The organism is Burkholderia sp. PU8-34, from assembly GCF_053427725.1.
On the sequence record NZ_JBSAXC010000001.1, the window covers coordinates 266991 to 288692 of the forward strand.

Annotated in this window: 20 protein-coding genes; 11 read left to right on the forward strand and 9 right to left on the reverse strand. The window is 66.4% G+C overall.

Annotated elements, in window-relative coordinates:
* Positions 1–41: 41 nt before the first annotated feature.
* Both ACV22Z_RS01120 and ACV22Z_RS01125 read right to left on the reverse strand, forming a co-directional pair.
* Positions 42–1379 (reverse strand): type II toxin-antitoxin system HipA family toxin, encoded by a 1338-nt coding sequence (locus ACV22Z_RS01120; protein ID WP_448074479.1) that lies wholly within the window; start codon positions 1377–1379, stop codon positions 42–44.
* Positions 1380–1381: 2 nt separating this feature from the next.
* A complete protein-coding gene (locus ACV22Z_RS01125; RefSeq protein ID WP_448075135.1) occupies positions 1382–1630 on the reverse strand; it encodes a helix-turn-helix domain-containing protein in 249 nt (82 codons plus the stop codon).
* A gap of 610 nt (positions 1631–2240) precedes the next feature.
* Here ACV22Z_RS01125 and ACV22Z_RS01130 point away from each other — a divergent pair.
* The 6 genes from ACV22Z_RS01130 (at position 2241) to ACV22Z_RS01155 (ending at position 8122) form a co-directional block, all read left to right on the forward strand.
* Positions 2241–3866: an ABC transporter substrate-binding protein gene (locus tag ACV22Z_RS01130; protein ID WP_448074480.1), complete on the forward strand. Its 1626-nt coding sequence runs from the start codon at positions 2241–2243 to the stop codon at positions 3864–3866.
* 10 nt (positions 3867–3876) lie between these two features.
* Positions 3877–4947, forward strand: coding sequence for an ABC transporter permease (locus ACV22Z_RS01135; protein WP_448074481.1), 1071 nt, complete (start codon positions 3877–3879; stop codon positions 4945–4947).
* Positions 4948–5031: 84 nt separating this feature from the next.
* Entirely contained in the window at positions 5032–5946 is a 915-nt protein-coding gene (gene nikC, locus ACV22Z_RS01140; protein ID WP_448074482.1) for a nickel transporter permease, read from the forward strand.
* On the forward strand, positions 5936–6844 hold the full coding sequence (locus tag ACV22Z_RS01145; RefSeq protein WP_448074483.1) for an ABC transporter ATP-binding protein: 909 nt from the start codon (positions 5936–5938) through the stop codon (positions 6842–6844). The genes nikC and ACV22Z_RS01145 overlap by 11 nt, the downstream gene beginning before the upstream one ends.
* Positions 6841–7617 carry an ABC transporter ATP-binding protein gene (locus ACV22Z_RS01150; protein WP_448074484.1) on the forward strand — a complete coding sequence of 259 codons (777 nt, stop codon included), beginning with the start codon at positions 6841–6843 and terminating at the stop codon, positions 7615–7617. The genes ACV22Z_RS01145 and ACV22Z_RS01150 overlap by 4 nt, the downstream gene beginning before the upstream one ends.
* A gap of 250 nt (positions 7618–7867) precedes the next feature.
* Positions 7868–8122, forward strand: coding sequence for a GlsB/YeaQ/YmgE family stress response membrane protein (locus ACV22Z_RS01155; protein ID WP_448074485.1), 255 nt, complete (start codon positions 7868–7870; stop codon positions 8120–8122).
* A 330-nt stretch (positions 8123–8452) separates the two neighbouring features.
* On the opposite strand, the gene ACV22Z_RS01160 is transcribed toward ACV22Z_RS01155, so the two are convergent.
* Positions 8453–9505, reverse strand: coding sequence for an RNA-guided endonuclease InsQ/TnpB family protein (locus tag ACV22Z_RS01160; protein WP_448074486.1), 1053 nt, complete (start codon positions 9503–9505; stop codon positions 8453–8455).
* A 92-nt stretch (positions 9506–9597) separates the two neighbouring features.
* On the opposite strand from ACV22Z_RS01160, the gene ACV22Z_RS01165 reads away from it, so the two are divergent.
* Positions 9598–9933, forward strand: coding sequence for a type 1 fimbrial protein (locus ACV22Z_RS01165; RefSeq protein ID WP_448074487.1), 336 nt, complete (start codon positions 9598–9600; stop codon positions 9931–9933).
* 58 nt (positions 9934–9991) lie between these two features.
* Here ACV22Z_RS01165 and ACV22Z_RS01170 read toward each other — a convergent pair whose 3' ends face one another.
* The 3 genes from ACV22Z_RS01170 to ACV22Z_RS01180 all read right to left on the reverse strand — a co-directional run bounded on the left by ACV22Z_RS01170 (position 9992) and on the right by ACV22Z_RS01180 (position 13023).
* Positions 9992–10864 carry a LysR substrate-binding domain-containing protein gene (locus tag ACV22Z_RS01170; protein ID WP_448074488.1) on the reverse strand — a complete coding sequence of 291 codons (873 nt, stop codon included), beginning with the start codon at positions 10862–10864 and terminating at the stop codon, positions 9992–9994.
* Between the two features lie 186 nt (positions 10865–11050).
* On the reverse strand, positions 11051–11959 hold the full coding sequence (gene bla, locus ACV22Z_RS01175) for a class A beta-lactamase (RefSeq protein ID WP_448074489.1): 909 nt from the start codon (positions 11957–11959) through the stop codon (positions 11051–11053).
* 218 nt (positions 11960–12177) lie between these two features.
* On the reverse strand, positions 12178–13023 hold the full coding sequence (locus ACV22Z_RS01180) for a peptidoglycan DD-metalloendopeptidase family protein (protein WP_448074490.1): 846 nt from the start codon (positions 13021–13023) through the stop codon (positions 12178–12180).
* Positions 13024–13575: 552 nt separating this feature from the next.
* Between ACV22Z_RS01180 and ACV22Z_RS01185 the strand changes: the two genes are divergently transcribed.
* Entirely contained in the window at positions 13576–14472 is an 897-nt protein-coding gene (locus ACV22Z_RS01185) for a LysR substrate-binding domain-containing protein (RefSeq protein WP_448074491.1), read from the forward strand.
* Positions 14473–14661: 189 nt separating this feature from the next.
* Here ACV22Z_RS01185 and ACV22Z_RS01190 read toward each other — a convergent pair whose 3' ends face one another.
* Positions 14662–15645, reverse strand: coding sequence for an aldo/keto reductase (locus ACV22Z_RS01190; RefSeq protein ID WP_448074492.1), 984 nt, complete (start codon positions 15643–15645; stop codon positions 14662–14664).
* A 130-nt stretch (positions 15646–15775) separates the two neighbouring features.
* Here ACV22Z_RS01190 and ACV22Z_RS01195 point away from each other — a divergent pair, with 130 nt between their 5' ends.
* The gene (locus tag ACV22Z_RS01195; protein ID WP_448074493.1) at positions 15776–16675 is read left to right on the forward strand and encodes a LysR family transcriptional regulator; all 900 of its coding nucleotides are present in this window, start codon (positions 15776–15778) and stop codon (positions 16673–16675) included.
* Positions 16676–16739: 64 nt separating this feature from the next.
* On the opposite strand, the gene ACV22Z_RS01200 is transcribed toward ACV22Z_RS01195, so the two are convergent.
* Positions 16740–17654, reverse strand: coding sequence for a LysR family transcriptional regulator (locus ACV22Z_RS01200; RefSeq protein ID WP_448074494.1), 915 nt, complete (start codon positions 17652–17654; stop codon positions 16740–16742).
* A 169-nt stretch (positions 17655–17823) separates the two neighbouring features.
* Here ACV22Z_RS01200 and ACV22Z_RS01205 point away from each other — a divergent pair, with 169 nt between their 5' ends.
* The gene (locus ACV22Z_RS01205) at positions 17824–19260 is read left to right on the forward strand and encodes a YfcC family protein (RefSeq protein ID WP_448074495.1); all 1437 of its coding nucleotides are present in this window, start codon (positions 17824–17826) and stop codon (positions 19258–19260) included.
* Between the two features lie 25 nt (positions 19261–19285).
* Positions 19286–20476 carry a M20 aminoacylase family protein gene (locus ACV22Z_RS01210; RefSeq protein ID WP_448074496.1) on the forward strand — a complete coding sequence of 397 codons (1191 nt, stop codon included), beginning with the start codon at positions 19286–19288 and terminating at the stop codon, positions 20474–20476.
* Positions 20477–20654: 178 nt separating this feature from the next.
* Here the strand turns inward: ACV22Z_RS01210 and ACV22Z_RS01215 are convergent, their stop codons facing one another.
* Positions 20655–21683 (reverse strand): aldo/keto reductase, encoded by a 1029-nt coding sequence (locus ACV22Z_RS01215; protein WP_448074497.1) that lies wholly within the window; start codon positions 21681–21683, stop codon positions 20655–20657.
* Positions 21684–21702 lie beyond the last annotated feature (19 nt).

The following is a 21702-nucleotide window of genomic DNA, read 5'->3' on the forward strand; positions in this document are numbered from 1 at the left end:
CCGGCCATGCGCGCATTCCGCCCGGCGGATGCGCGCACGCGTCAACCGGCCGGCATCGCGTCGAGCCGCTCCGCAGCCTGCCGCAAGCCGCCGAGGATGCGGTCCGCTACCTTCGCCGGGAACCCGCGCGGCAGCGCGGCGCCCACCGTGTCGATCACGCGCGGCGTCGCCGCGATCAGCCGCTCGACGATCGGCGTCGCGATATCGCCGAGCAGGCAATGCTCGGCCATCGCGCTGAAATGGCGTCGCGTGATGTCCCGCATCGCGTAATGCTTGCGCTTGCCGTGCATGGCCATCGCGAGCTTCGCCTTGTGCCACGACCACTGGTTCGCGCCGTCGCCCTCGACCGGCCAGATCGACATCACGTCGTACAGCGGCGTGAGCCGGAAGCGCCCGCCCGGCAGCAGCCGCAGGCTGAAGTTCTTCGCGTGGCCGTCCGGCGCGGCGAGCATCCAGAACACGACCAGTGCGGCGAACAGCGTGTCGAGATCCTCGGCGGGCGTCTCCGAGCGCTGCAGGATGCCGACGAGGTCGGGCACGCCGGGGCCGCCGTGCGACTCGTATTTCAGGTGCGGCGGCACGCCGAGCGCCTGGCAGAAATCCTCCTGCGGCAGCCGCAGCAGCCAGCGGCCGTCGCGATGCAGCGCGCGGTCGAAGCGTGCGACCGACAGCACCTTGTGCGCGCCGAACGTGACAATCTCCGCGTCCGGCACCGGCAGCCCGAACGCGCGCAGGATCGCGAGACACAGCCATTCGTTCTCGACCGACGTCGTGAGATCCGCGCGCTTGTTGCCGACGAGGCCGAGCGGCAGCTTCAGGATGTGCGTGGTCGGCGTGGCACCGTGCGGACGCATCCACTTCCCTTCGTGAAACAGCAGCGCGGTCTTTTCCTGCGCGCCGGCGAGCGACAGGCGGAAGTCGTCGTCATCGTCCCAGGCGCCGGCGGCCGCGCCGCTCGCCTGGTCGAGCAGCTGCGCGACCGCGTCGTCCGACAGCGGCGTGCCGTCGATGCGGTCGTAGCCGGCCGGCGTCTCGTCCTCGCCGAGCAATTGCACCGCGCCGACGCAATCGCGGCCGAGCGCGGCGAGCAGGTCGAACGGCTCGAGCGTCGGCGTGCCGAAGCGCGTCGCGAGACGGCGGCGAATTGTCTCGCTGTCGGGCAGCAGGTTGTCGAAATAGTGGTTCACGCGCTCGCCGCGCAACGGCGCGTCGCCGATGCCGAACGGCAGTGACAGCGACAACGGCCGGCCCGCGGCCGACCGCTTCCAGCCGGCGTCGTACTGCAGTTCCATGTCGCCGCGCGCCGGAATGCGCCAGACGCCGACCCTGAGGCCGTTGGCCCAGATCGACAGCGCGCGGGTGTGCGATTTGCGGCCCATGCTTACCACTCGGCGTCGGACGCGCCGCTCTCGCCCTTCGTGCGGACGCTGAGTTCGAGGTCGTACAGCGCAGTCAGCGCGAGGAGCTGGGTCAGCGACAGGCTGGCGGTTCGCGTGGTTTCGAGCAGCGACAGCCGCGGCTGGCCGATGCCGATGCGGGCGGCGGCCTCGGCCTGCGTCATGCCCTTGGCCTGACGCGCGGACGACAGGATCTCGCCAAGCTGGGCGGGAGTGTTGACGATGAGGTTCACGGCGCGGATTCCTGTGGGTAATAAACGCAGTATATTCCCCTCACGCATAAATGCGAAATATTCTCGAAACAGATAAGCGTGCAGTATTTTCTTTGGGAATAACTTGAGTGCCCGGCGCTCCAGCAGAGCTTGACGATTCGCTATCGCCCTGCGTCGAACCATAGTTTTTATCATCTGGCGCGAAAGATTTTGGTTTCGTGAGATGAATGACCATTCGCCGCCCGACGACAACGATCCAGCCATCGATGAACCTGCGCGTTCGCCCGTACCGTCGAAGCCCGTGTCTAAGCCCGTTTCGAAGCCCGTTTCGAAGCCCGTTTCGAAGCCCGTGTCGAAGCCCGTCTCGAAGCCCGTCTCGAAGCCCGTCTCGAAGCCCTTTTCGAAGCCCTTTTCGAAGCCCTTTTCGCCGACCTGACGCCTCCCGCCACGCTGAAACCCCGCCGCCACGCATCGCGTCGAGATCGATCTCGTCCACGCAACCGACTGCGTCCAGACCAGCAAGCCGATCCGCCCGTGCGCGCATTGCCGCAGATCGACAGCGCCGACAGCCGCCCGTGGCACCTGATGTAATGCACGTCCTCTTTCCCGTTCACCGACCGATGGAGCCCGCATGAAACTTCCGACATCACGGCTCGCCGCCTCGCTGGCCGCCGCGTCCGCCTTCGCCGCTCACTCCGCCCTCGTCGTGCTCTCTGCCGCCCCGCTTTCCGCACGCGCGGAAACGCCGAAGGACATGTTCGTGATGGCCACGCTGCTGGACGAATTCACGACGCTCGATCCCGGCGAGATCTACGAGCTGGTGCCGGAGGAATACGTCGCGAACACCTACGATCGCCTCGTGCGCGTCGATCTGCGCGATCCGTCGAAATTCAACGGTGACGTCGCGCAGTCGTGGACCGTGAGCCCCGACGGGCTGACCGTCACGTTCAAGCTGCGCGCCGGCCTCAAGTTCCATTCGGGCAACCCGCTGACGGCCGACGACGTCGCGTGGTCGATCCAGCGCGCCGTGCTGCTCGACAAGGGCCCGGCCGCGGTGCTGACGGGCATCGGCCTCACGAAGGCGAACGTGCTCGCGAACGTGAAGAAGCTCGACGACCAGACGGTGTCCGTCACGACCGACCAGAAGTACGCGCCGACCTTCGTGCTGAACGTGCTCGGCTCGTGGCCCGCATCGGTGCTGGACAAGACGCTGCTGCTGTCGCACCAGCAAGGCAACGATTTCGGCAACGGCTGGCTGAAGACCAACGAAGCAGGCTCCGGCGCGTACAGGCTCGTCAAGTGGACGGCCGGCGACAGCGTCATGCTGCAGCGCTTCGACGGCTACCGGCTGCCGCTCGCGATGAAGCGCATCGTGCTGCGCCATGTGCCGGAAGCGGCGAGCCAGCGCCTGCTGCTCGAAAACGGCGACGTCGACGCGGCCCGCGACCTGAGCCCCGACGATCTCGCCGCGGTCGTGAAATCGGGCAAGGCGAAAGTGACGCCGTCGCCGCAGGCGACACTGCTGTATCTCGGGCTGAACACGAAGAATCCGACGCTCGCGAAACCCGAGGTGCAGGAAGCGCTGAAATGGCTCGTCGATTATTCGGGCATCCAGGCGCACGTCGTGAAGACGACCTACAAGGTGCACCAGACCTTCCTGCCGGATGGCTTCCTCGGCACGTTCGCTGCGAACCCGTACCGGCTCGACGTCGCGAAGGCGAAGGCGCTGCTCGCGAAGGCCGGCGTGCCGAAGGGGTTCACGGTGACGATGGACGTGCGCAACGACTATCCGTATACGGAAATCGCGCAGGCCGTGCAGGCGAACTTCGCGCAGGCCGGCGTCAACGTGCAGCTGATTCCGGGCGACAACAAGCAGACGCTCGCGAAATACCGCGCGCGCCAGCACGACATCTATATCGGCGAATGGTCGGCCGACTACATCGATCCGCACAGCAATGCGCAAGGCTTCGCATGGAATCCGGACAACAGCGACAAGTCGAGCTATAAAATGCTGGCCTGGCGCAACAGTTGGGACATTCCGCAGCTCACGAAGGACACCGACGCCGCGCTCGCGGAGCCGTCCGCCGCGAAACGCGCGCAGCGCTACCAGGCGATGCAGAAGGCGATGCTCGCGCAATCGCCGTTCGTGATCATGTTCGAGAAGGTCGCGCAGGTCGCGACGCGGCCCGGCGTCAGCGGCCTCGAAGTCGGGCCGATCAACGATCTCGTGTCGTACCGTAACCTGAAGAAGCAATGAGATTCACTGCATGTCGACACCCGCCTCCTCCCTCGAAACCCTGCGCACGCTGCCCGCGCGACACCCTGGCGTACGCTGGGCGCTGCGCGTGCTGCGCTGGGCGCTCACGCTCGCCGTCACGTTCGCCGGGCTGCTCGCGCTGACGTTCGTGATCGGCCGCAAGGTGCCGATCGATCCCGTGCTCGCGATCCTCGGCGATCGCGCGTCGGCCGACGCATACGCGGCCGAGCGCATCGCACTCGGGCTCGACAAGCCGCTTGCGACGCAATTCCTGATCTACGTGCGCGACGTGCTGCACGGCAATCTCGGGATGTCGCTGCTGACGTCGAACCCCGTGCTCGACGACATCAAGCGCGTGTTTCCGGCGACGCTCGAACTGGCGACGCTCGCGACGCTGATCGGCATCGCGCTCGGCGTGCCGCTCGGCGTCGCGGCCGCGGTCAGGCACAACCGGCCGATCGATCACATCGCGCGCTTCGTCGGGTTGATCGGCAGCTCGGTGCCGGTCTTCTGGCTCGGCCTGATGGGGCTCTTGCTGTTCTACGCGCGGCTGCACTGGGTCGCGGGGCCCGGCCGGATCGACCCGGTGTTCGACGGGATGGTCGACACGCGCACCGGCAGCCTGCTGATCGATTCGGCGCTGGCGGGCGAATGGGACGTGTTCCGCAACGCGCTGTCGCACATCGCGCTGCCGGCGGCGATCCTCGGCTACTACTCGGTCGCGTACCTGAGCCGGATGACGCGCTCGTTCATGCTCGACCAGCTCAGCCAGGAATACATCGTCACCGCGCGCGCGAAGGGGCTCTCCGAGCGGCGCGTGATCTGGCGTCACGCGTTCGGCAACATCGCGGTGCCGCTGTTGACCGTAATCGCGCTGACCTACAGCAACCTGCTCGAAGGCTCGGTGCTGACCGAGATCGTGTTCGCGTGGCCGGGGCTCGGCATGTACCTGACGGGCGCGCTGCTGAACGCCGACATGAACGCGGTGCTCGGCGCGACGCTCGTGATCGGCGCGATGTTCATCACCGTCAACCTGCTGACCGACGCGCTGTACCGCGTGTTCGATCCTCGCGCGCGCTAGCGTCTGTCTGCATAGGGACCGTTTCGACATGACCGTTTCATTGCGTCTTTCTTCGTCATCGCTGCACAAGGCTGTCCTCCGAACATGAATGCCGAGCGATCGACCCTGCGCGCATGGCTGCTGTCCGATGCGCCCGCATCGCGCGCGCAGGCCGCGTGCGGCCTCGCGTACCGCCGCTGGCGCCGTTTCGCGGCGAATCCGCTGAACCTGTTCGGGCTCGCGATCCTCGTCGCGCTGATCGCGGTGGCGATCGTCGGCCCGCTGATCATGCCGCACGACCCGCTGCGCCAGGTGCTCGCCGACCGGCTGCTGCCGCCCGGCTCACCGTCGCACTGGCTCGGCACCGACCAGCTCGGCCGCGATATCCTGTCGCGGCTGATCGGCGGGTCCCGCCTGACGCTCGGCATCGCGCTGCTCGTCGTCGTGATCGTCGTGCCGATCGGGCTTGCAATCGGCACGACGGCCGGCTACTGCGGCGGGTTCGTCGACAGCGTGCTGATGCGCATCACCGATGTCGCGCTCGCGTTCCCGAAGATCGTGCTCGCGCTCGCGTTCGCGGCCGCGCTCGGGCCGGGCGTGGTCAACGCCGTCGTCGCGATCTCGATCACCGCGTGGCCCGCGTATGCGCGGCTCGCGCGCGCCGAGACGATCCGCATCGCGCAGGCCGACTACATTCATGCCGCGCGGCTGCAGGGCGCGTCCGGTGCGCGCATCCTGCTGCGCTACATCGTGCCGCTCTGCATGTCGTCGGTGATCGTGCGCGCGACGCTCGACATGGCCGGCGTGATCCTGACCGTCGCGGGCCTCGGCTTCCTCGGCCTCGGCGCGCAGCCGCCGAGCCCGGAATGGGGTTTCATGGTCGCGTCGGGGCGCAACGTGCTGCTCGACGCGTGGTGGGTCGCCACGCTGCCCGGCGCGGCGATCCTGCTCGTCAGCCTCGCGTTCAACCTGCTCGGCGACGGGCTGCGCGACGTCTTCGATCCGCGACATGGAGCGTGACATGACCACCCAACACGCCAATCAAGCCTATGCGCCGCTGTGCGAAATCGACGGACTGCGAATCGGCTTTCGCGGCCACGACGGCACCGTTACCGATGCGGTGCGCGACCTGTCGCTGACGCTCGCGCCCGGCGAACGCCTCGGCATCGTCGGCGAATCGGGCTCCGGCAAGTCGCTCACGGGCCGCGCGTTGCTCGGCCTGCTGCCCGACGCCGCGCGCTGGTCGGCACGCACGCTGCGCTTCGCGGGCCACGATCTGCTTGCGATGCCCGCGCGCGAACGCCGGCGTCTGTGCGGCAGCCAGATGGGGATGATCCTGCAGGACCCGAAATATTCGCTGAACCCGGTGATGACGGTCGCGAAACAGATGGGCGAGGCGTTCCGCCTGCATGAGCCTGGGCTCCGCGGCCACGCGCTGCGCGAACGGATCGTCGACGCGCTCGCGGCCGTGCAGATCCGGGATCCGGCGCGTGTTGCCGATGCCTATCCGCACGAGCTGTCGGGCGGCATGGGGCAGCGCGTGATGATCGCGATGATGGTGTCGACCGGCCCGCGCCTGCTGATCGCCGACGAACCGACATCGGCGCTCGACGTCGCGGTGTCGATGCAGGTGCTCGCGGTGCTCGACGCGATGATCGCGCGGCACGGCACCGGGCTGATGTTCATCAGCCACGACCTGCCGCTCGTGATGTCGTTCTGCGACCGCGTCGCGGTGATGTATGCAGGGCGCGTCGTCGAAACCTGCGCGGCAAGCGACCTGCGGCACGCGACGCATCCCTATACGCGCGGATTGCTCGCGGCGAACCCGCCGCTCGCGAATCCACCCGACGAACTGCCGGTGCTGCAACGCGATCCGGCCTGGCTGAATTTTGCACGGGATCAGGAGGCCGCCCGATGATCGACATCGACCACGTCTCGATCCGTTTCCCGACCCGCACCGGCCATGTCGACGCGGTGCGCGACGCCAGCTTCGCGGTGCGCGACGGCGAAGTGTTCGGCCTCGTCGGCGAGTCCGGCTCCGGCAAGTCGACGCTGCTGCGCGCGCTGACGGGGCTCGTGCCGCTCGCGGCCGGCAGCCTGTCGATCGACGGCCGGCCGATCGGCGGCAAGCTCGACCGCGCGTTTCGCCGCAACGTGCAGATGGTGTTCCAGGATCCGTACGCGTCGCTGCATCCGCGCTTCACGGTCGACCAGACGCTGCGCGAGCCGCTGGCGATCCACCGGATCGGCGACGCCGACGCGCGGATCGCCCGCGCGCTCGGTGAAGTCGGCCTCGGGCCCGCGTTCCGCTTCCGTTACCCGCATCAGCTGTCGGGCGGCCAGCGGCAACGCGTCGCGATCGCACGCGCGCTGATCGTCGAGCCGCGCGTGCTGCTGCTCGACGAACCGACGTCCGCGCTCGACGTGTCCGTGCAGGCCGAGATCCTGAACCTGCTGCGCCGCCTGCACCGCGAGCGGCGCCTGACGATGATCCTCGTCAGCCACAATCTCGCGGTGGTCGGCTTCCTGTGCCAGCGCGTCGCGGTGATGCAGCACGGCGAGATCGTCGAGCAGTTGCGGGTCGAGGACGTGCGCGCCGGGAACGTTGCGCGCGACTACACGCGCACGCTGCTGCGCGCGACGGAAGGTTATCGGCGGATCGATCCGGCAGTCGACGCATCGGCTGCGTGATCTCGGCACGGTTCCTTGGCACGACTCCTCGGCACGACTCATTGGCATGACCCGTGCGCACGCGATGCCCGGCGTGCGCGAGCGCTTGTGCGTGCGTGCGTGCTTGCGTGCTTGCGTGCTTGCGTGCTTGCGTGCTTGCGTGCTTGCGTGGGTGCGTGCGGGCGGGCGAGCGTCGGCGCGGGCCGCAAGGAACCCTTGCGCGTCACGTGAGTCCATCCGACATTCGTCCAGCCCTGATCAGGAGGCGCTCGTGTTGCAATTCATCGAAACCCTGGTGGTCGGGTTCATCGTCGGCCTTCTCGCTCGCGCGCTCAAGCCGGGCGACGACAAGATGGGCATGCTGATGACCACCGTCGTCGGCATCGTCGGCTCGTTGATCGCGGGCTACGTCGGCCGCGCGGCGGGCTGGTATGCGCCCGGACAGGGCGCTGGCTGGATCGCGTCGATCATCGGCGCGATCGTGCTGCTCGTGATCGTCGGCGCGATGCGCAAGCGCGGCGGCTGACGCCGCGCAGCGTCCCTTCCGCATACGGCAACGGCCGCTCTTGACGAGCGGCCGTTTTGCTTTTGGGTAGCGTCATCCAATTCACGCCGCAATTGCCGATCGTAGCGCGCCCGGTAATACCCTGACTTGCGATCGCTCAGATTCGGCATATATTGAATCGAGCAATATTCAGGTTATTTGACTATTCGGAATATTTGCGAATTTCCATTCAAGAGCTTCGATGATTTTGCCGTTTACGCATTCAGCTTCGCAGCGTTGACGGACTGCCATTCGAGCGGCCTCGCTGCGATGCGCTTCCACCCTGGAGCCTGTCTTGACGTCCTAGCCCGCCTAAAGGCGGGCGATTCCCACTACTGGCGATGCACGTCCGCATCGGAGAATGTTCAACGCAGCGTTGGTATCTCGATCATGCACGACACCACAGCCACTGCAGGCCCACGCTCTTATTCGCAGTCCCGCGATACCTTTCGGCCGCGTTGTGCTGTCTTTCGACCCGCACGCAGAACAGGACTGGGTAGAACCGCTTTCGTCCACTTCCTCGAACGTCGCGCCGTGCGCCATCGCCTTGTAACGGAGCTTGTCCCGGAAGGACGACCAGGATGCGTCGTAGACGCTCTTCGCCATCCTGGTTCTGGCGAGCTTCACGGCCGACACGTTGCCGACCGCGATGTAGTCGAAGCGCCGCACCAGCTCGAGCGCGAGCTTGTGCTGGAAATCGGCGCGGGCATTGGCCACACTGGCGTGCAGCTTCGCGATATGCCGCTTGTGCTTTCGGGCCCGCTGCGCTTTCGCGAGCTTGTCGGCCGCGTGTCGACCGAACCGGTCATTCGGCAGCTTCTCGCCGGTCGAAAGTGTGGCGAAGTGCTTCAGGCCGAGATCGATGCCGACGCCGGAACGGATCGGGCGGGCCGGAACATCGGGCATCTCGATCACGATGTTGAGAAACCAGTTGCCGCGCGCATCCTGCGCGAAGTTGGTGCCGTCCTTGATCTTGCCGTCGGGAAGTGGCCGGCTACTGAACACGCGGAAGGTGTTGCCGGCGAAGCGGAATGCGTCGCCCTCGCGCTTCAGGTCGCGGCCCTTCAGCGGCACCCAGCCCAGCGATTTCCTGCCGCGATAGCGCAGGTACGGGCGGCGGTGCTGGCTGCGCGCCTTCGCGTATTGCTCGCACGTTGCATTGACCGTGCCGGAGTGGATGCCGAGCTCCTTGCTGCTGCCGGTCGTCAGCACGTTCAGGTCGAACCCCGTCGGCCACTTCTTGCTCCACTTGAGCGCGTGCTTCTGCGTGTCATTGCAGAAGTTCCACACGTAGTTCACCGCACGGCTCTGCTGGTTCAGCAGTCCGTTGAGCGACTTCACCCGGTAGCGGTAGACAAGGATCATGCCGGCCATCCTAACCCGTGGAAGAAGCTGCCCGTCAAGCGCGCTCCTTTCCTCCCCGCCATCAATGGCGGGGTTTCTTGGAGCAAAATCTGATGAAGCACCGCTTCCTTGCTGCCTCGTTCATGTTGGCTGCCTCGCTTCTGGCGTCGTCCTCGTGCTTTGCCGAGGGGACTTCCGGCATCATCCGCTTCACCGGCATGATCGTCGAACCGCCGTGCTCGTTCGACATCGACGCGGCCAATGCCGCTCACGCGAGCGTGCATCCCGCGTGCCCGCGCCCCGCCGCCGGCCAGATCGCTTTTGTCGATGCCGCCACCCAACAGGCTGTCAAGACAACGACATTCACGCAATTGTCACGCGCAATCGATTTACCGAATCGCGCCGGCAAGTTGCATTCACCGATGATTGCAATCGTCACGTATCAATAACGTGCGCGTCAGCGGCCGGCCGCATTGAATTCGCGCAGCCCGGTCGTCCGCCATTTCGTCAGTCGCGATGGCGTGCGATCCAGTCGCTGAACGCGCGGATCTTCTGCTGGTTGCCGAGCGTTTCGGGATACACGAAGAAATAGCGTGCGCCCGTTTCGAGCACGATGTCGAACGGCCGTTCGAGGCGTCGCGCGCTGACGTCGTCGTCGACGAGCGTCACGTCGCCGATCGCGACACCGAAGCCCTGCATCGCCGCGTTCGTCGCGAGATCGAGCGTGTCGAAGCTCGGCCCGCGCTCCGGATCGACCGTGCGCGCGCCCGCATGGTCGAGCCACGCGCGCCAGTCGCGATGGTCGCGCGTCGGATGCAGCAGCGTGTGGCGCGCGAGATCGTCGACGTCGTCGAGCGGCGATGTCTGCCGCAGCTCGGGCGCGCAAACAGGCGTCAGCCGTTCGTCGAACAGCGGCAGCGCGAATACGCCCGCGCCCGGCGACGTCCCGTAGACGATCGCCGCATCGAACGGCTCGGTCGCGAAATCGACGACGTGCTGCCACGCGGTTGTGATCTGCACGTGGAGGTCCGGATGTTCGCCCTGGAAGCGCATGATGCGCGGCAGCATCCAGCGCATCACGCAGGTCGGCACCTTCAGCGCGAGATCGGTGCGCTGCCGCGTGAGCTTCAGCGAGATGTCCTCGATCCGCGCGAAGCTCTCGTTGACGACCGGCAGCAACTGCTCGCCCTCGGCCGTCAGCGTCAATCCCTTCGCATGCCGCTTGAACAGCGGGAAACCGTAGTGCGCCTCGAGCGTCTGGATCTGCCGGCTCACCGCGCCCTGCGTGATGCAGAGCTGCTCGGCCGCACGCGTGAAGCTGCGATGGCGGGCCACCGTCGAGAAGATCTGCAGCGCGTGCAAGGGGGGAAGTCGGCGCATGGCGAAGCGAGGTGAACGGAAGGATCGCGCGCCCGACGCGGCGCGCGCAGACCGACACGATAAGGCAAACGCCGGTTTTGCGCGAGGCGGTGAAAGCCGGAGTCGGGCCACCGTTGGGCGTTGGGCGTTGGGCGTTCGCCGTTCAGCGTTCAGCGTTCAGCGTTGGCCGCCAGCTTTCGGCTACCGTCAGCCGCCTGCAAGTGCGGCAGCCGCAATACGCGCCGCCGACGTCACGACGTCCGCGCGCGGCGCCGCGTCGGCGCGCGGCTGCGTGAACGACACCGCGATCACGAGCGGCGCGTGCGACGGCGGCCATAGCACCGCGATGTCGGTCGTCGTGCCATAGCCACCCGCCCCTGCCTTCTCCGCGACGCGCCAGTCGGAAGGCACGCCCGCGCGGATGCCGGTGCCGCCGCCCGCACCGCCGCTCGCGTTGCCGACCATCCACTTCGTCAGCAGTGCGCGCTGGGGTTCGCCGAGCGTATCGCCGAACAACAGCCGGCGCAGTGTCTCGGTCATCGCGAGCGGCGTCGACGTGTCGCGTTCGTCGCCGGGTGCGGCCGTGTTCAGCTCGGGCTCCCAGCGGTCGAGGCGGAACAGCGTGTCGCCGCTCGTGTGCGCGAATTCGGACACGGCCTGCGGGCCGCCGAGCACGTCCATCAGCAGGTTCCCCGCGGACTTGTCGCCGGACTGCAGCATCGCGATGCACAGCTGCTCGATCGTCAGACCGGTGTCGACGTGGCTCTCCGTGACGGGCGAGCCCGACACGACGTCGTATCGGCGGTACAGGATCCGGCGCGGCAGCAGCGATTCGTCGAGTGCGCTGCGCGCAAGCATCGCGGCGACGGCGACGACTGCATACGTCCCGCACAACGGGAAGTGTTCGCGTGAGCGATAGGTGATATGCGCGCCGGTCGCGGTGTCGAGCGCGGCAACGCCGAGACGGCCGTTCGACGCTTTCTCGAGCGCGTCGAGCTGGGTCTGCGCGGCGTGGACGCGCTCATGATCGGCAACAGGCGCCGGCGCGCACGCAGCGACGAACGGCGCGGCAACGGCGGCAAGCAGCAGCGAGCGGCGTGACGAAGAGTAGTCCATGGATGACGAGGCGGCTGCGTGTCTGGGGCTGCGTGTCTAGGGCGGCTTATTTGCGCTGCTTATCGCAAACGAAGCACGTGCACACCCGCGTGCGCGACCGGCTACGCACGCTCGGGCTCAACTGTCGGCACTGGCACTGGCACTGGCACTGGCACTGGCACTGGCAGCTAGCGTAACAGCGATGGCGCCCTTGTTCCAGCGGCGGCCGCGCGCCGCGTTCAGCCTTGCGTCGACGGCAGATACGGCATCGGGTTGACCGGCTTGCCGTCGCGCCGCACCTCGAACAGCAGCGCGACGCGCGAGTTGTCGAGGTCGCCCATCTCCGCGATCTCGTCGCCCTTGTGCACGACGTCGCCCGTCTTCACGAGCAGCTTGCGGTTGTGCGCATAGGCCGTCAGGAAATCCGCGTTGTGCTGGACGATGATCAGGCTGCCGTAGTCGTTCAGGCCGGTGCCCGCGTACATCACGCGGCCGTCGGCGGCCGCGCGCACCGGGTCGCCCGCCCGGCCCGCGATCTGGATCCCGCGATTCTGCCCCGGCTTGAACGGTTCGACCACGTTGCCGCGCGCGGGCCACGCGAGCGCGACCGCGCTCGCGTGCCGCTTCGTATCCTTGACGACCTGCCGGTCGCTCGTGGTCTCCGCGGCCGGCTGGCCCGACACCGCCGTCGTGCCGCCGCTTGCGGCGGCCGTCGACGCGGGCGCCTGCGGCGTTTCCTGCTTCACGATCCGCAGCGCCTGCCCGGCACGCAGCCGGCTGCGTGCGTTGAGCTTGTTCCACAGACGCAGGTCGGCCACGCTGCAGTCGTTCGCCGTCGCGATAGCCGCCAGCGTGTCGCCACGTTTGACGACATAGCGATGCGCGACGAGGATCGGCGCCGGCGGCATCGGCGCGGCGGCAGGCTGTGCCGCCGACGCAGCAGCCGCACTCTGCGGCGACGCCGACGCTCCCGCAAGCGTATCGCTCGGCGGGGTCTGCTGCGTACTCGCACAGCCGGCCATCACGAGGACGGCGGCCAGGCCCGGCAGCCATCCCGCCATGCGATTGATCTCGCGCTTTTCCATGGTCGACCTGATTCCAATTTGACAATCTTTCAAGCATCTCAAAAATGGGATGGCCGACGTGTAACCGGATGCAAACAATGATGACAAACGATCACGAACCCTGTGCCGGCAGCATGTTCGATGCCGGTAATACGGTCAGATCCGGAAAAACTTGATGCCTGGCGGCGAGATTGGCGAAGAAATTTCCGTCTTGCGGAAAAGATGACGGATGGCGTTCATGCCAGGCCGTCCGGCAGCGCCGCCCGTGAACGCTTCCAGCCTGACGGCCGGCGGCACGGGGTCGCCGCGTTCAGCGCAGCCATTCGGCAACTTCCAGGCAGGCCAGCACGATGCCGACACACAGAAAGAACAGATGCAGGGCGATCTTGAACGCCACTCCCCACGAAGGATCGATGCGCATGGCAGGCTCTCAGGTTCGAATTCCGGCCATGATCCGGCATTGTTCGCGCCCTGAAAATACGGAAGCGGCGAATCGGGCCTCAGGCAGCGCCTGAGCCCTCGTGCGCATTCCCTGCTACCTTATCGCCCAAACCAACGACATCCGACCCCATCATGCGCTTCGACCTGATCGACCTGCGGCTTTTCCTGAACATTTGCGACGCGGGCACGATCACGGGCGGCGCCGAACGCACGCACATCACGCTGCAGGCCGCGAGCGAGCGCATCCGCGGGATGGAGGACGAACTCGGCGTGCCGCTGCTGCACCGGACCAAGTCGGGCACGCGGGTCACCGACGCCGGCCTCGCGCTCGAACACCATGCGCGCACCGTGCTGCAGCAGATCGACCATATGCGCGGCGAGCTGCAGCAATATGGGCAGGGGCTGCGCGGCCACATCCGGCTGCTGTGCAACACCGCGTCACTCAGCGAATACCTGCCCGACGCGCTCGCCGACTACCTGCCGCATCATCCGAAGCTGTCGATCAGCGTCGAGGAGCGCTCGAGCCAGGACATCGTGCACGCGATCCGCAACAAGACCGCCGACGTCGGCATCGTCGCCGATTCGGTCGGTCTCGGCGGGCTCGAGCAGAAGCCGTTTCGCGAGGACTGGCTGATCGCCGTCGTGCCGGCCGGCCATCCGCTCGCCGCGCGCGACAAATTGACGTTCGACGAGATCGTCGATGCGGACTTCATCGGCCTCACCGACGGCAGCGCATTGCAGGTGCATCTCGCGGACCAGGCGCGCGCGCTCGGCAAGCGGATCCGCTATCGCGTGCAACTGAAGAGCTTCGATGCGATCTGCCGCGTGATCGAAAGCGGTGTCGGCATCGGGATCGTGTCGCGGCACGCGGCATTGCGCGCGATGCAGACGATGGCGGTGCAGACGGTCGAGCTGTCCGATGCGTGGAGCCATCGGAAGCTCACGCTGTGCGCGCGGTCGTTCGACGCGCTGCCGAAGTACACGCGGGAGTTTGTCGGGTTCCTGGCGGGCGAGCCTGCCGGCAACTGACACCGCCGGCGCGGCTCGGCAAACGGGGCATGCGGCCGCATCCCGCATATCGCCCGCATCTCGTCTGCATCTCGCCCGCATCTCGCCCGCATCTCGTTTGCATATCGTCCGCAAGCCCGCCAGTGCCGGCCATTGCCAGACATTGCCGCACATCGCCCGCCATCGCCAGCCATTGCCAGCCATCGCCCGCTATCGCCCGACACGCGCCTGCAGCGACGCCGGATACCGGTCGCCTTCGATCCGCACCGATTCGAGCGCGTCGGCGATCTTGCGCAGATCGTCGGCGGAAAGCTCGACCGCCGCGGCATCGAGGTTTTCCGCGAGCCGATGCAGCTTCGTCGTCCCGGGAATCGGCACGATCCACGGTTGCCGCGCGAGCAGCCATGCCAACGCAATCTGGGCACGCGTGACGCCCTTGCCGGCGGCGATCTCGCCGAGCACGTCGACAAGCCCGCCGTTCGCCTTCCGGTTCGCTTCGGAAAAGCGCGGCACGATGGTGCGGAAATCGCTCGGATCGAACGCCGTGTGCTCGTCGATCGCGCCGGTCAGGAAACCCTTGCCGAGCGGACTGAACGGCACGAAGCCGATGCCCAGCTCCGCGAGTACCGGCAGGATCGTGGCTTCCGGTTCGCGCCACCACAGCGAATACTCGCTTTGCACGGCCGCCACCGGCTGCACCGCATGCGCGCGCCGGATCGTTTCCGCGCCGGCCTCGGACAGCCCGAAATGGCCGACCTTGCCTTCCCGGATCAGATCGGCGACGGTGCCCGCGACATCCTCGATCGGCACGTCGGGATCCACGCGATGCTGATAGAACAGGTCGATGCGATCGGTCTTCAGGCGCTTGAGCGATGCGTCGGCCACTGCCCGGATGCGTGCCGGGCGGCTGTCGAGCGGCTGTTTCGAGTCGCCGTCCCGAAAACCGAACTTGGTGGCGATGACGACCTGGTCCCGAAACGGCGCAAGCGCCTCGCCGACCAGTTCCTCGTTCGCGAACGGGCCGTAGCATTCGGCCGTGTCGAAGAACGTGACACCGCGTTCGAATGCCGTGCGGATCAGCGCGATACCGTCCGCTTTCTCCGTGGCGGGGCCGTAGCCGAAGCTCAGCCCCATGCAGCCCAGCCCCAATGCGGACACTTCGAGTCCGCTCCTTCCCAGTTTTCGCGTTTGCATCCGTTTCTCCTGCGTGCGGCTCGCGGCGTGACATACGCGCGACGTCCCGGCAACGCTGCGAAGTCTAGGTTGCTGACGCTAGCTCAACAATCCATCATTCGCTTGATGATGTATTGAGGGATTTTCACAAATGATGCGTACCGGCCTGCCTGAGCTGACCGCGTTCATTGCGATCGCGGAACAGCAGAGCTTCAGCCGCGCGGCCAGCGTGCTCGGCGTGTCGCCGTCGGCGCTCAGCCACACGATGCGCAATCTCGAGGCCAAGCTCGACGTGCGCCTGTTCAACCGCACGACCCGTTCGGTCGCGCTGACCGAAGCCGGCGAGCAGCTGCTGCGCCGTGTAAGGCCCGCGATGGCCGACCTCGAAGACGCGATGAACGAAGCCGCATCGGCGCGCAACCGGCCATCGGGCTCGATCCGGATCAGCGCGTCGGAATTGTCGGCGAGGCCGCTGATACGCGAGGTGCTGCCGGGGTTTCTCGCCCGCTACCCCGACATTCGCGTCGAATTCGTCGTGGATACCCGGCTCGTCGACATCGTCGCCGATGGCTTCGATGCCGGCATCCGGGTCTGGGAAGACGTGCCGCGCGACATGATCGCGATCCGTTTCGGCCCCGACATGCGCTTCGCGGCCGTCGCGTCGCCCGAATACCTGGCCACGCGCCCGCGGCCGAAAGCGCCGCACGACCTGAAGCAGCACCACTGCATCCGGTTCCGCTTCGAAAGCGGCGCGCTGTACCGCTGGGATCTCGAATATCGCGGCAAGAGCGCGAGCATCGACGTCGACGGGCCGCTGACGCTGGGCAACCTGAACCTGATGGTGGAGGCCGCGCTGAGCGGAATCGGGATCGCCTGGGTGCCGGAACATCTGGTCGCCGGGCATCTCGCGTCCGGACGGCTCGTTCACCTGCTGCGCGAATGGAGCCCCGGCTTTCCGGGGCTGTGCCTGTACTACCCCGCGAACCGGCATCCGCCGACGGCGCTGCGGCTGTTTGCGGAAGCGGTTCGAGAATGGGCGGGGAAGGCGTGAAGCAACAAGACAAACTGCCCGGCGCGCCGGCCGCAAAAATGACCCGCAGAAACCGGGAACGTCGTTATGCAGTCGACATCAGCCGGACGATTTCCCGCAGCAGATAGTTCGCGGCCGGACCGAGCCGCCGCCCAGCCCGCGTGATCACATAGCGATCAAATGTCCGTGCGATCGGGTGATCGATCGGCACGGCTTTGACCTGACCGGCCGCAATTCTTTCCTGTGCCGCCGCGCGCGTCATGAATGCAACGGCCAGGTTCTGGGCGGCGATGGCGGTGGCCGTCGAAAACCGGTCGCATCGGAATGCCGGCACGTACATGCGTCCGATATCGGCCAGGATCGCATTGACATGGGCCTGCAGCCCGAACTCCGGGGGCATGAAGACCACGCGCTCGTCGGCGAGTTCTTCCATCTTCACCGACTTGCGGGACGACATCGGATGGTCGACCGAGAATATCGCGCACAACGGTTCGCTCTGGAACTTGCGCGCGCTCAGTGTCGGATCGGTCGACGCGCCGATGGACACGCAGATATCGACCACATCCTCCCGGATCATGGAGATGAGTTGGGGAAGCGAGCCGGTGCGCAACTCCACGACGATGCCAGGGTATTTGTCCAGGAAGGGTTTCAGCGCAACCGAGACCAGACTCGTCACGATTCCCTCGCCTGCAGCGATCGTGACCTGCCCGCGCTTGAGGCCGCGATATTCATCGAGCTGTGCGCGAAACCGGCGGGCATTGCGTTCGCAGTCGCGAAAGTAATCGACCGCCATCTGCCCTGCCTCGGTCAGCTCCATTTTCCGGCCGCGGCGTGTCACCAACGACAGCCGCAGCTCGCGTTCGGCAATTGCGACCTGCCGACTGATCGTCGACACATTTACATCCAGGCCCAGTGCCGCCTGACGCATCCCGCCGTACGTTGCGATCGCGACCAGGTATTGCAGCGTGCGCTCCGAAAGGCTCCGTTCGACAGTATCCAATGCGGGCTCCGGTGTTGCATTAAACGCAACATTTTCGCCGCAATGCAGGCAACTTTCCATCCAGATTCTGACCGATACTCCGCCCGGAGCCGGTCAGGGAATACGGACATTCCCAAGCCGCATGGAGACAACGCGAATTACAACGCGAAAGCATCGATGGAGGAGCAGCATGAACGACGCCAGCCGGCGAATTGAACGCGTGGAGCAGCAGCGCCAGCCAGCCCGCGCGGGCGGCGGCAAGGAGCCGATCAGCCCCTATGTGCTGCTTTTCGTGATGCTTGCGGTGGCCGCGATTGCAACCTGGATCGTGCCGGCGGGCGAATTCTCCCGCACGGTCGGCAAAGGCATCAGCTTTGTCGTGCCGGGCAGCCTGAAACCGGTCGCCCAGCATGGCGTGATGCCCGGTGCGATGTTTGTCGCGCTCGCCGACGGGATGATCACATCCGCCCCCATCATCTTTCTGATTCTCTTCACCGGCGGCGCGCTCGCCGTGCTCGAAGCGACGGGTGCCGTCCGCAGGGCGCTCGACGCAGCCGTACGGGGTGACGGCGCGCGGACGCACATCACCGTCATTGTCCTTTGCGCCACCTTTTCGCTGCTCGGCACACTGGGCGTGGTGACGAATTCGGTCGTGGCGTTCGTCCCGCTTGGATTGCTCCTCGCCGAGTCGATGGGGTTGTCGAAGGAAATCGGGGCCGGCCTGATCTATCTGGGCACCTATGCCGGCTTCAATACAGGCATCCTCAACCCGGTGACGACCGGACTGTCGCAACGCCTGGCCGGCCTGCCGATGTTTTCCGGCATGACGTTCCGCATGTGCATCTACATCGCGTTCGTGGTGGTCACCATCATTTTCTTCATCGTCCGAATCCGCGCCTATCGGATGAGTGCCGCAACGCAAGCCATGGCGATGCCGGGAGATGGCGGATCGATGTCGCCCGCCCCTCGACCACGACTCGATGTCCGGCAAATGGCGGTCGTCGGCATCGTGCTCGTCTGCCTGTCGGTCTATGTCTACGGTTCGTCGACGCGCAACTGGGCCGAAACGGAGATGATCGCCATGTTTCTCATCATGGCGATTGCGTCGGGAATCGTGACCGGCACTCGGCCTGGCAGCATCGCGGACACCTTCCTGCAAGGTTGCGGCGGGCTCGTCAAGGGCGCGCTCGTGGTGGGATCGGCACGCGCGATCTCGATCGTCCTCAGTGACGGGAAGATCCTCGACCCGATCATCAACGCGCTCGCCGGAATGCTTGCGCCGCTTCATTCCACAATGGCCGCGATCTGCATATTCCTGAGTGCCGCGTTGATGCACGTCGGCATTTCGTCCGGATCGGGTGAATCGGCCGTGCTCATTCCAATCTTCGCGCCGCTCGGCGATACGCTGCACCTGACCCGCCAGGTCACGGTCCAGGCGGTGCTGCTCGGCGAAGGCTTCATCAACTGCTTCAACCCGACTTCCGGCGTCCTGATGGCTGTCCTCGCGACGTCCGGCATTCCCTACCTCAAGTGGGTGCGCTTCGTGGCGCCTCTGCTGCTTGCCTGGTCCGCCATCTGCATCGTTGCCATTGCAACCGGCGTCGCCATGCATTGGGGCCCCTTCTAGTCAGCCGCTTCTTCGTGGATCGATCATGCTATTTCCTGACCTCAGTTCCATCTCCGACCTGGAGCCGTTTGCCGACGACATGCGCAAGCTCCGCTATACGCTGCACTGCTGCCCGGAGCTGGCATTCGAAGAGGTGCAGACTGCGGAGATCGTGGCGGGTCGCCTGAAGGAATACGGCTACGCGGTCGAGGCGGGGATTGCCGGCACCGGTGTGGTCGGAACGCTGCGACTGGGCACGAGCGAACGCCGCATCGGGATCCGCGCCGACATGGACGGGCTGCCGATCGACGAGCTCAACACGTTCAGCCACAAGAGTCTCCTTCCGGGAAGAATGCATGCGTGCGGCCATGACGGGCATACCGCGATGCTGCTCGGCGCGGCGCGACACCTCGCGCACCACCGGCGATTCGACGGCACCGTGCATCTGATCTTCCAGCCGGCCGAGGAACGCGGCTACGACAGCGGGGCGAAGCGCATGGTCGAGCAAGGGCTCTTCACGCGGTTTCCCTGCGATGCGGTTTTCGCGCTGCACAACCATCCAGGCGCGCCGGCGGGCACGTTCATGTTCCGCAAGGGCAACTTCATGGCTGCGGGCGACCGCGTGTTCGTGAGAATCGTCGGCAAGGGCGGGCACGCTGCCCGCCCGCATCTGGCCTGCGACCCGATCGTCGCGGCAAGCAGCATCGTGATGGCGTTGCAGACCATCGTGTCCCGCAACGTCGATCCGACCCAGTCCGCCGTCGTGACCGTCGGGAAAATCGCCGGCGGATCGGCTCCCAATGTGATTCCGGGGGAAGTCGAGCTAAGCCTGAGCGTGCGATCGTTCGACCCGGCGGTCCGCCGGATGCTGAAGGAGCGAATCACGCGGCTAGTGCATGCGCAGGCCGACAGTTATGGCCTCACTGCCGTCATCGACTACGTGGAAGGCTATCCGATGGTGACGAACACCGATGCCGAAACGGAGCTTGCGATCCAGGTCGCGAAGGAACTGGTCGGCGAGGACCGGGTGACGGAGCAGATGGCGCCGTTGATGGGCAGCGAGGATTTTGCCTACATGCTGCAGGCGTGCCCCGGTGCCTTCCTGCGGCTCGGCAATGGATCGATCGAAGGCGGTAAAACGCTGCATAGCGCGACCTACGATTTCAATGACGAGAACCTGGTCGTTGGCTCGGCCTTCTGGTCCCGGTTGGTGGAACGCTATCTGCCTATCCGATGATCAGCCGGCGACGCGCCTGACGCACGCTGTGCCTGAGGCTGGCTCGGGCACGCACGGCGGGGCCGGCTTGACCAGCAGGCTGGGTCGCCCGGCCAACCGTGCCTGCGCAGCGAACGGCCGCCCAAGCGCCGCCACGTGCGCCGCCCGACGTCAGTGAGGCAGCGAACCCGGCAACCGCTCACCTGTTGTGGCCATCCCCCCGCCCCTGCTCGCTGTCGAGGTGCTCCATCTGTGCGGCCGGATAACGATCGCCGGCCGCCGCCCCGGCGGGAACCGCCGCTTGGATGCGTGTGAGATCGTCGACCGTTAGTTGCATATCAAGCGCCGACAAAGCGTCCTGCAATTGCGTGCGCTTGCGCGCGCCGATCAGTGGCACGATGTCGTCGCCGCGCGACAGCGCCCACGCGATCGCGACCTGCGCCGGATTGCGGCCCTTCCCGTCGGCGATCGCGCGCAGCGCGTCGACGAGCGTGAGGTTGTGCGTGAGGTTCTCGCCCTGGAAGCGCGGGCTCGCTGCGCGGAAATCGCGTCCTGTTTCTTGCCCCGCTTCCCGCTCCGCCGTCCAGCGTCCGCTCAGCAGCCCGCGCGACAGCACGCCGTACGCGGTCACGCCGATCCCGAGTTCGCGGCACGCGGGCAGGATCTGCGCCTCGATGTCGCGCGACAGCAGCGAATACTCGATCTGCAGGTCGGCGATCGGCGCGACGGCCGCGGCGCGGCGCACGGTATCGGCGCCGACCTCGGACAGCCCGATATGCCGCACGTACCCTTCCTTGACGAGATCGGCGATCGCGCCGACCGTCTCCTCGATCGGCACCGCCGGATCGATGCGCGCCGGCCGGTAGATGTCGATGTAGTCGGTGCCGAGCCGCTTCAGCGAATACGCGACGAAGTTCCGGATCGCCGCGGGCCGCGCGTCGTAGCCGACGAACTTCCCGGCCGGATCGCGCAACGCACCGAATTTCACGCTGATCACGACCTGGTCGCGTGCCCTGCCGCGCAGCGCGTCGCGGATCAGCATTTCGTTGTCGCCCATCCCGTAGAAGTCGCCGGTGTCGAGCAGCGTGATCCCATGGTCGAGCGCCGCATGCAGTGTCGCGATGCTTTCGTCGCGGTCGGCCGGCCCGTAAAGGTCCGACATGCCCATGCAGCCGAGCCCGATCGCGGAGACCTGCGGGCCCGTGCGGCCCAGTTGACGCAGTTTCATGTCCGTTCCCTCGCAGTGG

Excerpts from the sequence above, each read along its gene's own strand:
- ACV22Z_RS01120 (WP_448074479.1), bottom strand. The coding sequence starts at position 1,379 with ATGGGCCGCAAATCGCACACCCGCGCGCTGTCGATCTGGGCCAACGGC.
- ACV22Z_RS01130 (WP_448074480.1), top strand. The coding sequence starts at position 2,241 with ATGAAACTTCCGACATCACGGCTCGCCGCCTCGCTGGCCGCCGCGTCC.
- ACV22Z_RS01135 (WP_448074481.1), top strand. The coding sequence starts at position 3,877 with ATGTCGACACCCGCCTCCTCCCTCGAAACCCTGCGCACGCTGCCCGCG.
- nikC (WP_448074482.1), top strand. The coding sequence starts at position 5,032 with ATGAATGCCGAGCGATCGACCCTGCGCGCATGGCTGCTGTCCGATGCG.
- ACV22Z_RS01145 (WP_448074483.1), top strand. The coding sequence starts at position 5,936 with ATGGAGCGTGACATGACCACCCAACACGCCAATCAAGCCTATGCGCCG.
- ACV22Z_RS01150 (WP_448074484.1), top strand. The coding sequence starts at position 6,841 with ATGATCGACATCGACCACGTCTCGATCCGTTTCCCGACCCGCACCGGC.
- ACV22Z_RS01160 (WP_448074486.1), bottom strand. The coding sequence starts at position 9,505 with ATGATCCTTGTCTACCGCTACCGGGTGAAGTCGCTCAACGGACTGCTG.
- ACV22Z_RS01165 (WP_448074487.1), top strand. The coding sequence starts at position 9,598 with ATGAAGCACCGCTTCCTTGCTGCCTCGTTCATGTTGGCTGCCTCGCTT.
- ACV22Z_RS01170 (WP_448074488.1), bottom strand. The coding sequence starts at position 10,864 with ATGCGCCGACTTCCCCCCTTGCACGCGCTGCAGATCTTCTCGACGGTG.
- bla (WP_448074489.1), bottom strand. The coding sequence starts at position 11,959 with ATGGACTACTCTTCGTCACGCCGCTCGCTGCTGCTTGCCGCCGTTGCC.
- ACV22Z_RS01180 (WP_448074490.1), bottom strand. The coding sequence starts at position 13,023 with ATGGAAAAGCGCGAGATCAATCGCATGGCGGGATGGCTGCCGGGCCTG.
- ACV22Z_RS01185 (WP_448074491.1), top strand. The coding sequence starts at position 13,576 with ATGCGCTTCGACCTGATCGACCTGCGGCTTTTCCTGAACATTTGCGAC.
- ACV22Z_RS01190 (WP_448074492.1), bottom strand. The coding sequence starts at position 15,645 with ATGCAAACGCGAAAACTGGGAAGGAGCGGACTCGAAGTGTCCGCATTG.
- ACV22Z_RS01195 (WP_448074493.1), top strand. The coding sequence starts at position 15,776 with ATGATGCGTACCGGCCTGCCTGAGCTGACCGCGTTCATTGCGATCGCG.
- ACV22Z_RS01205 (WP_448074495.1), top strand. The coding sequence starts at position 17,824 with ATGAACGACGCCAGCCGGCGAATTGAACGCGTGGAGCAGCAGCGCCAG.
- ACV22Z_RS01210 (WP_448074496.1), top strand. The coding sequence starts at position 19,286 with ATGCTATTTCCTGACCTCAGTTCCATCTCCGACCTGGAGCCGTTTGCC.
- ACV22Z_RS01215 (WP_448074497.1), bottom strand. The coding sequence starts at position 21,683 with ATGAAACTGCGTCAACTGGGCCGCACGGGCCCGCAGGTCTCCGCGATC.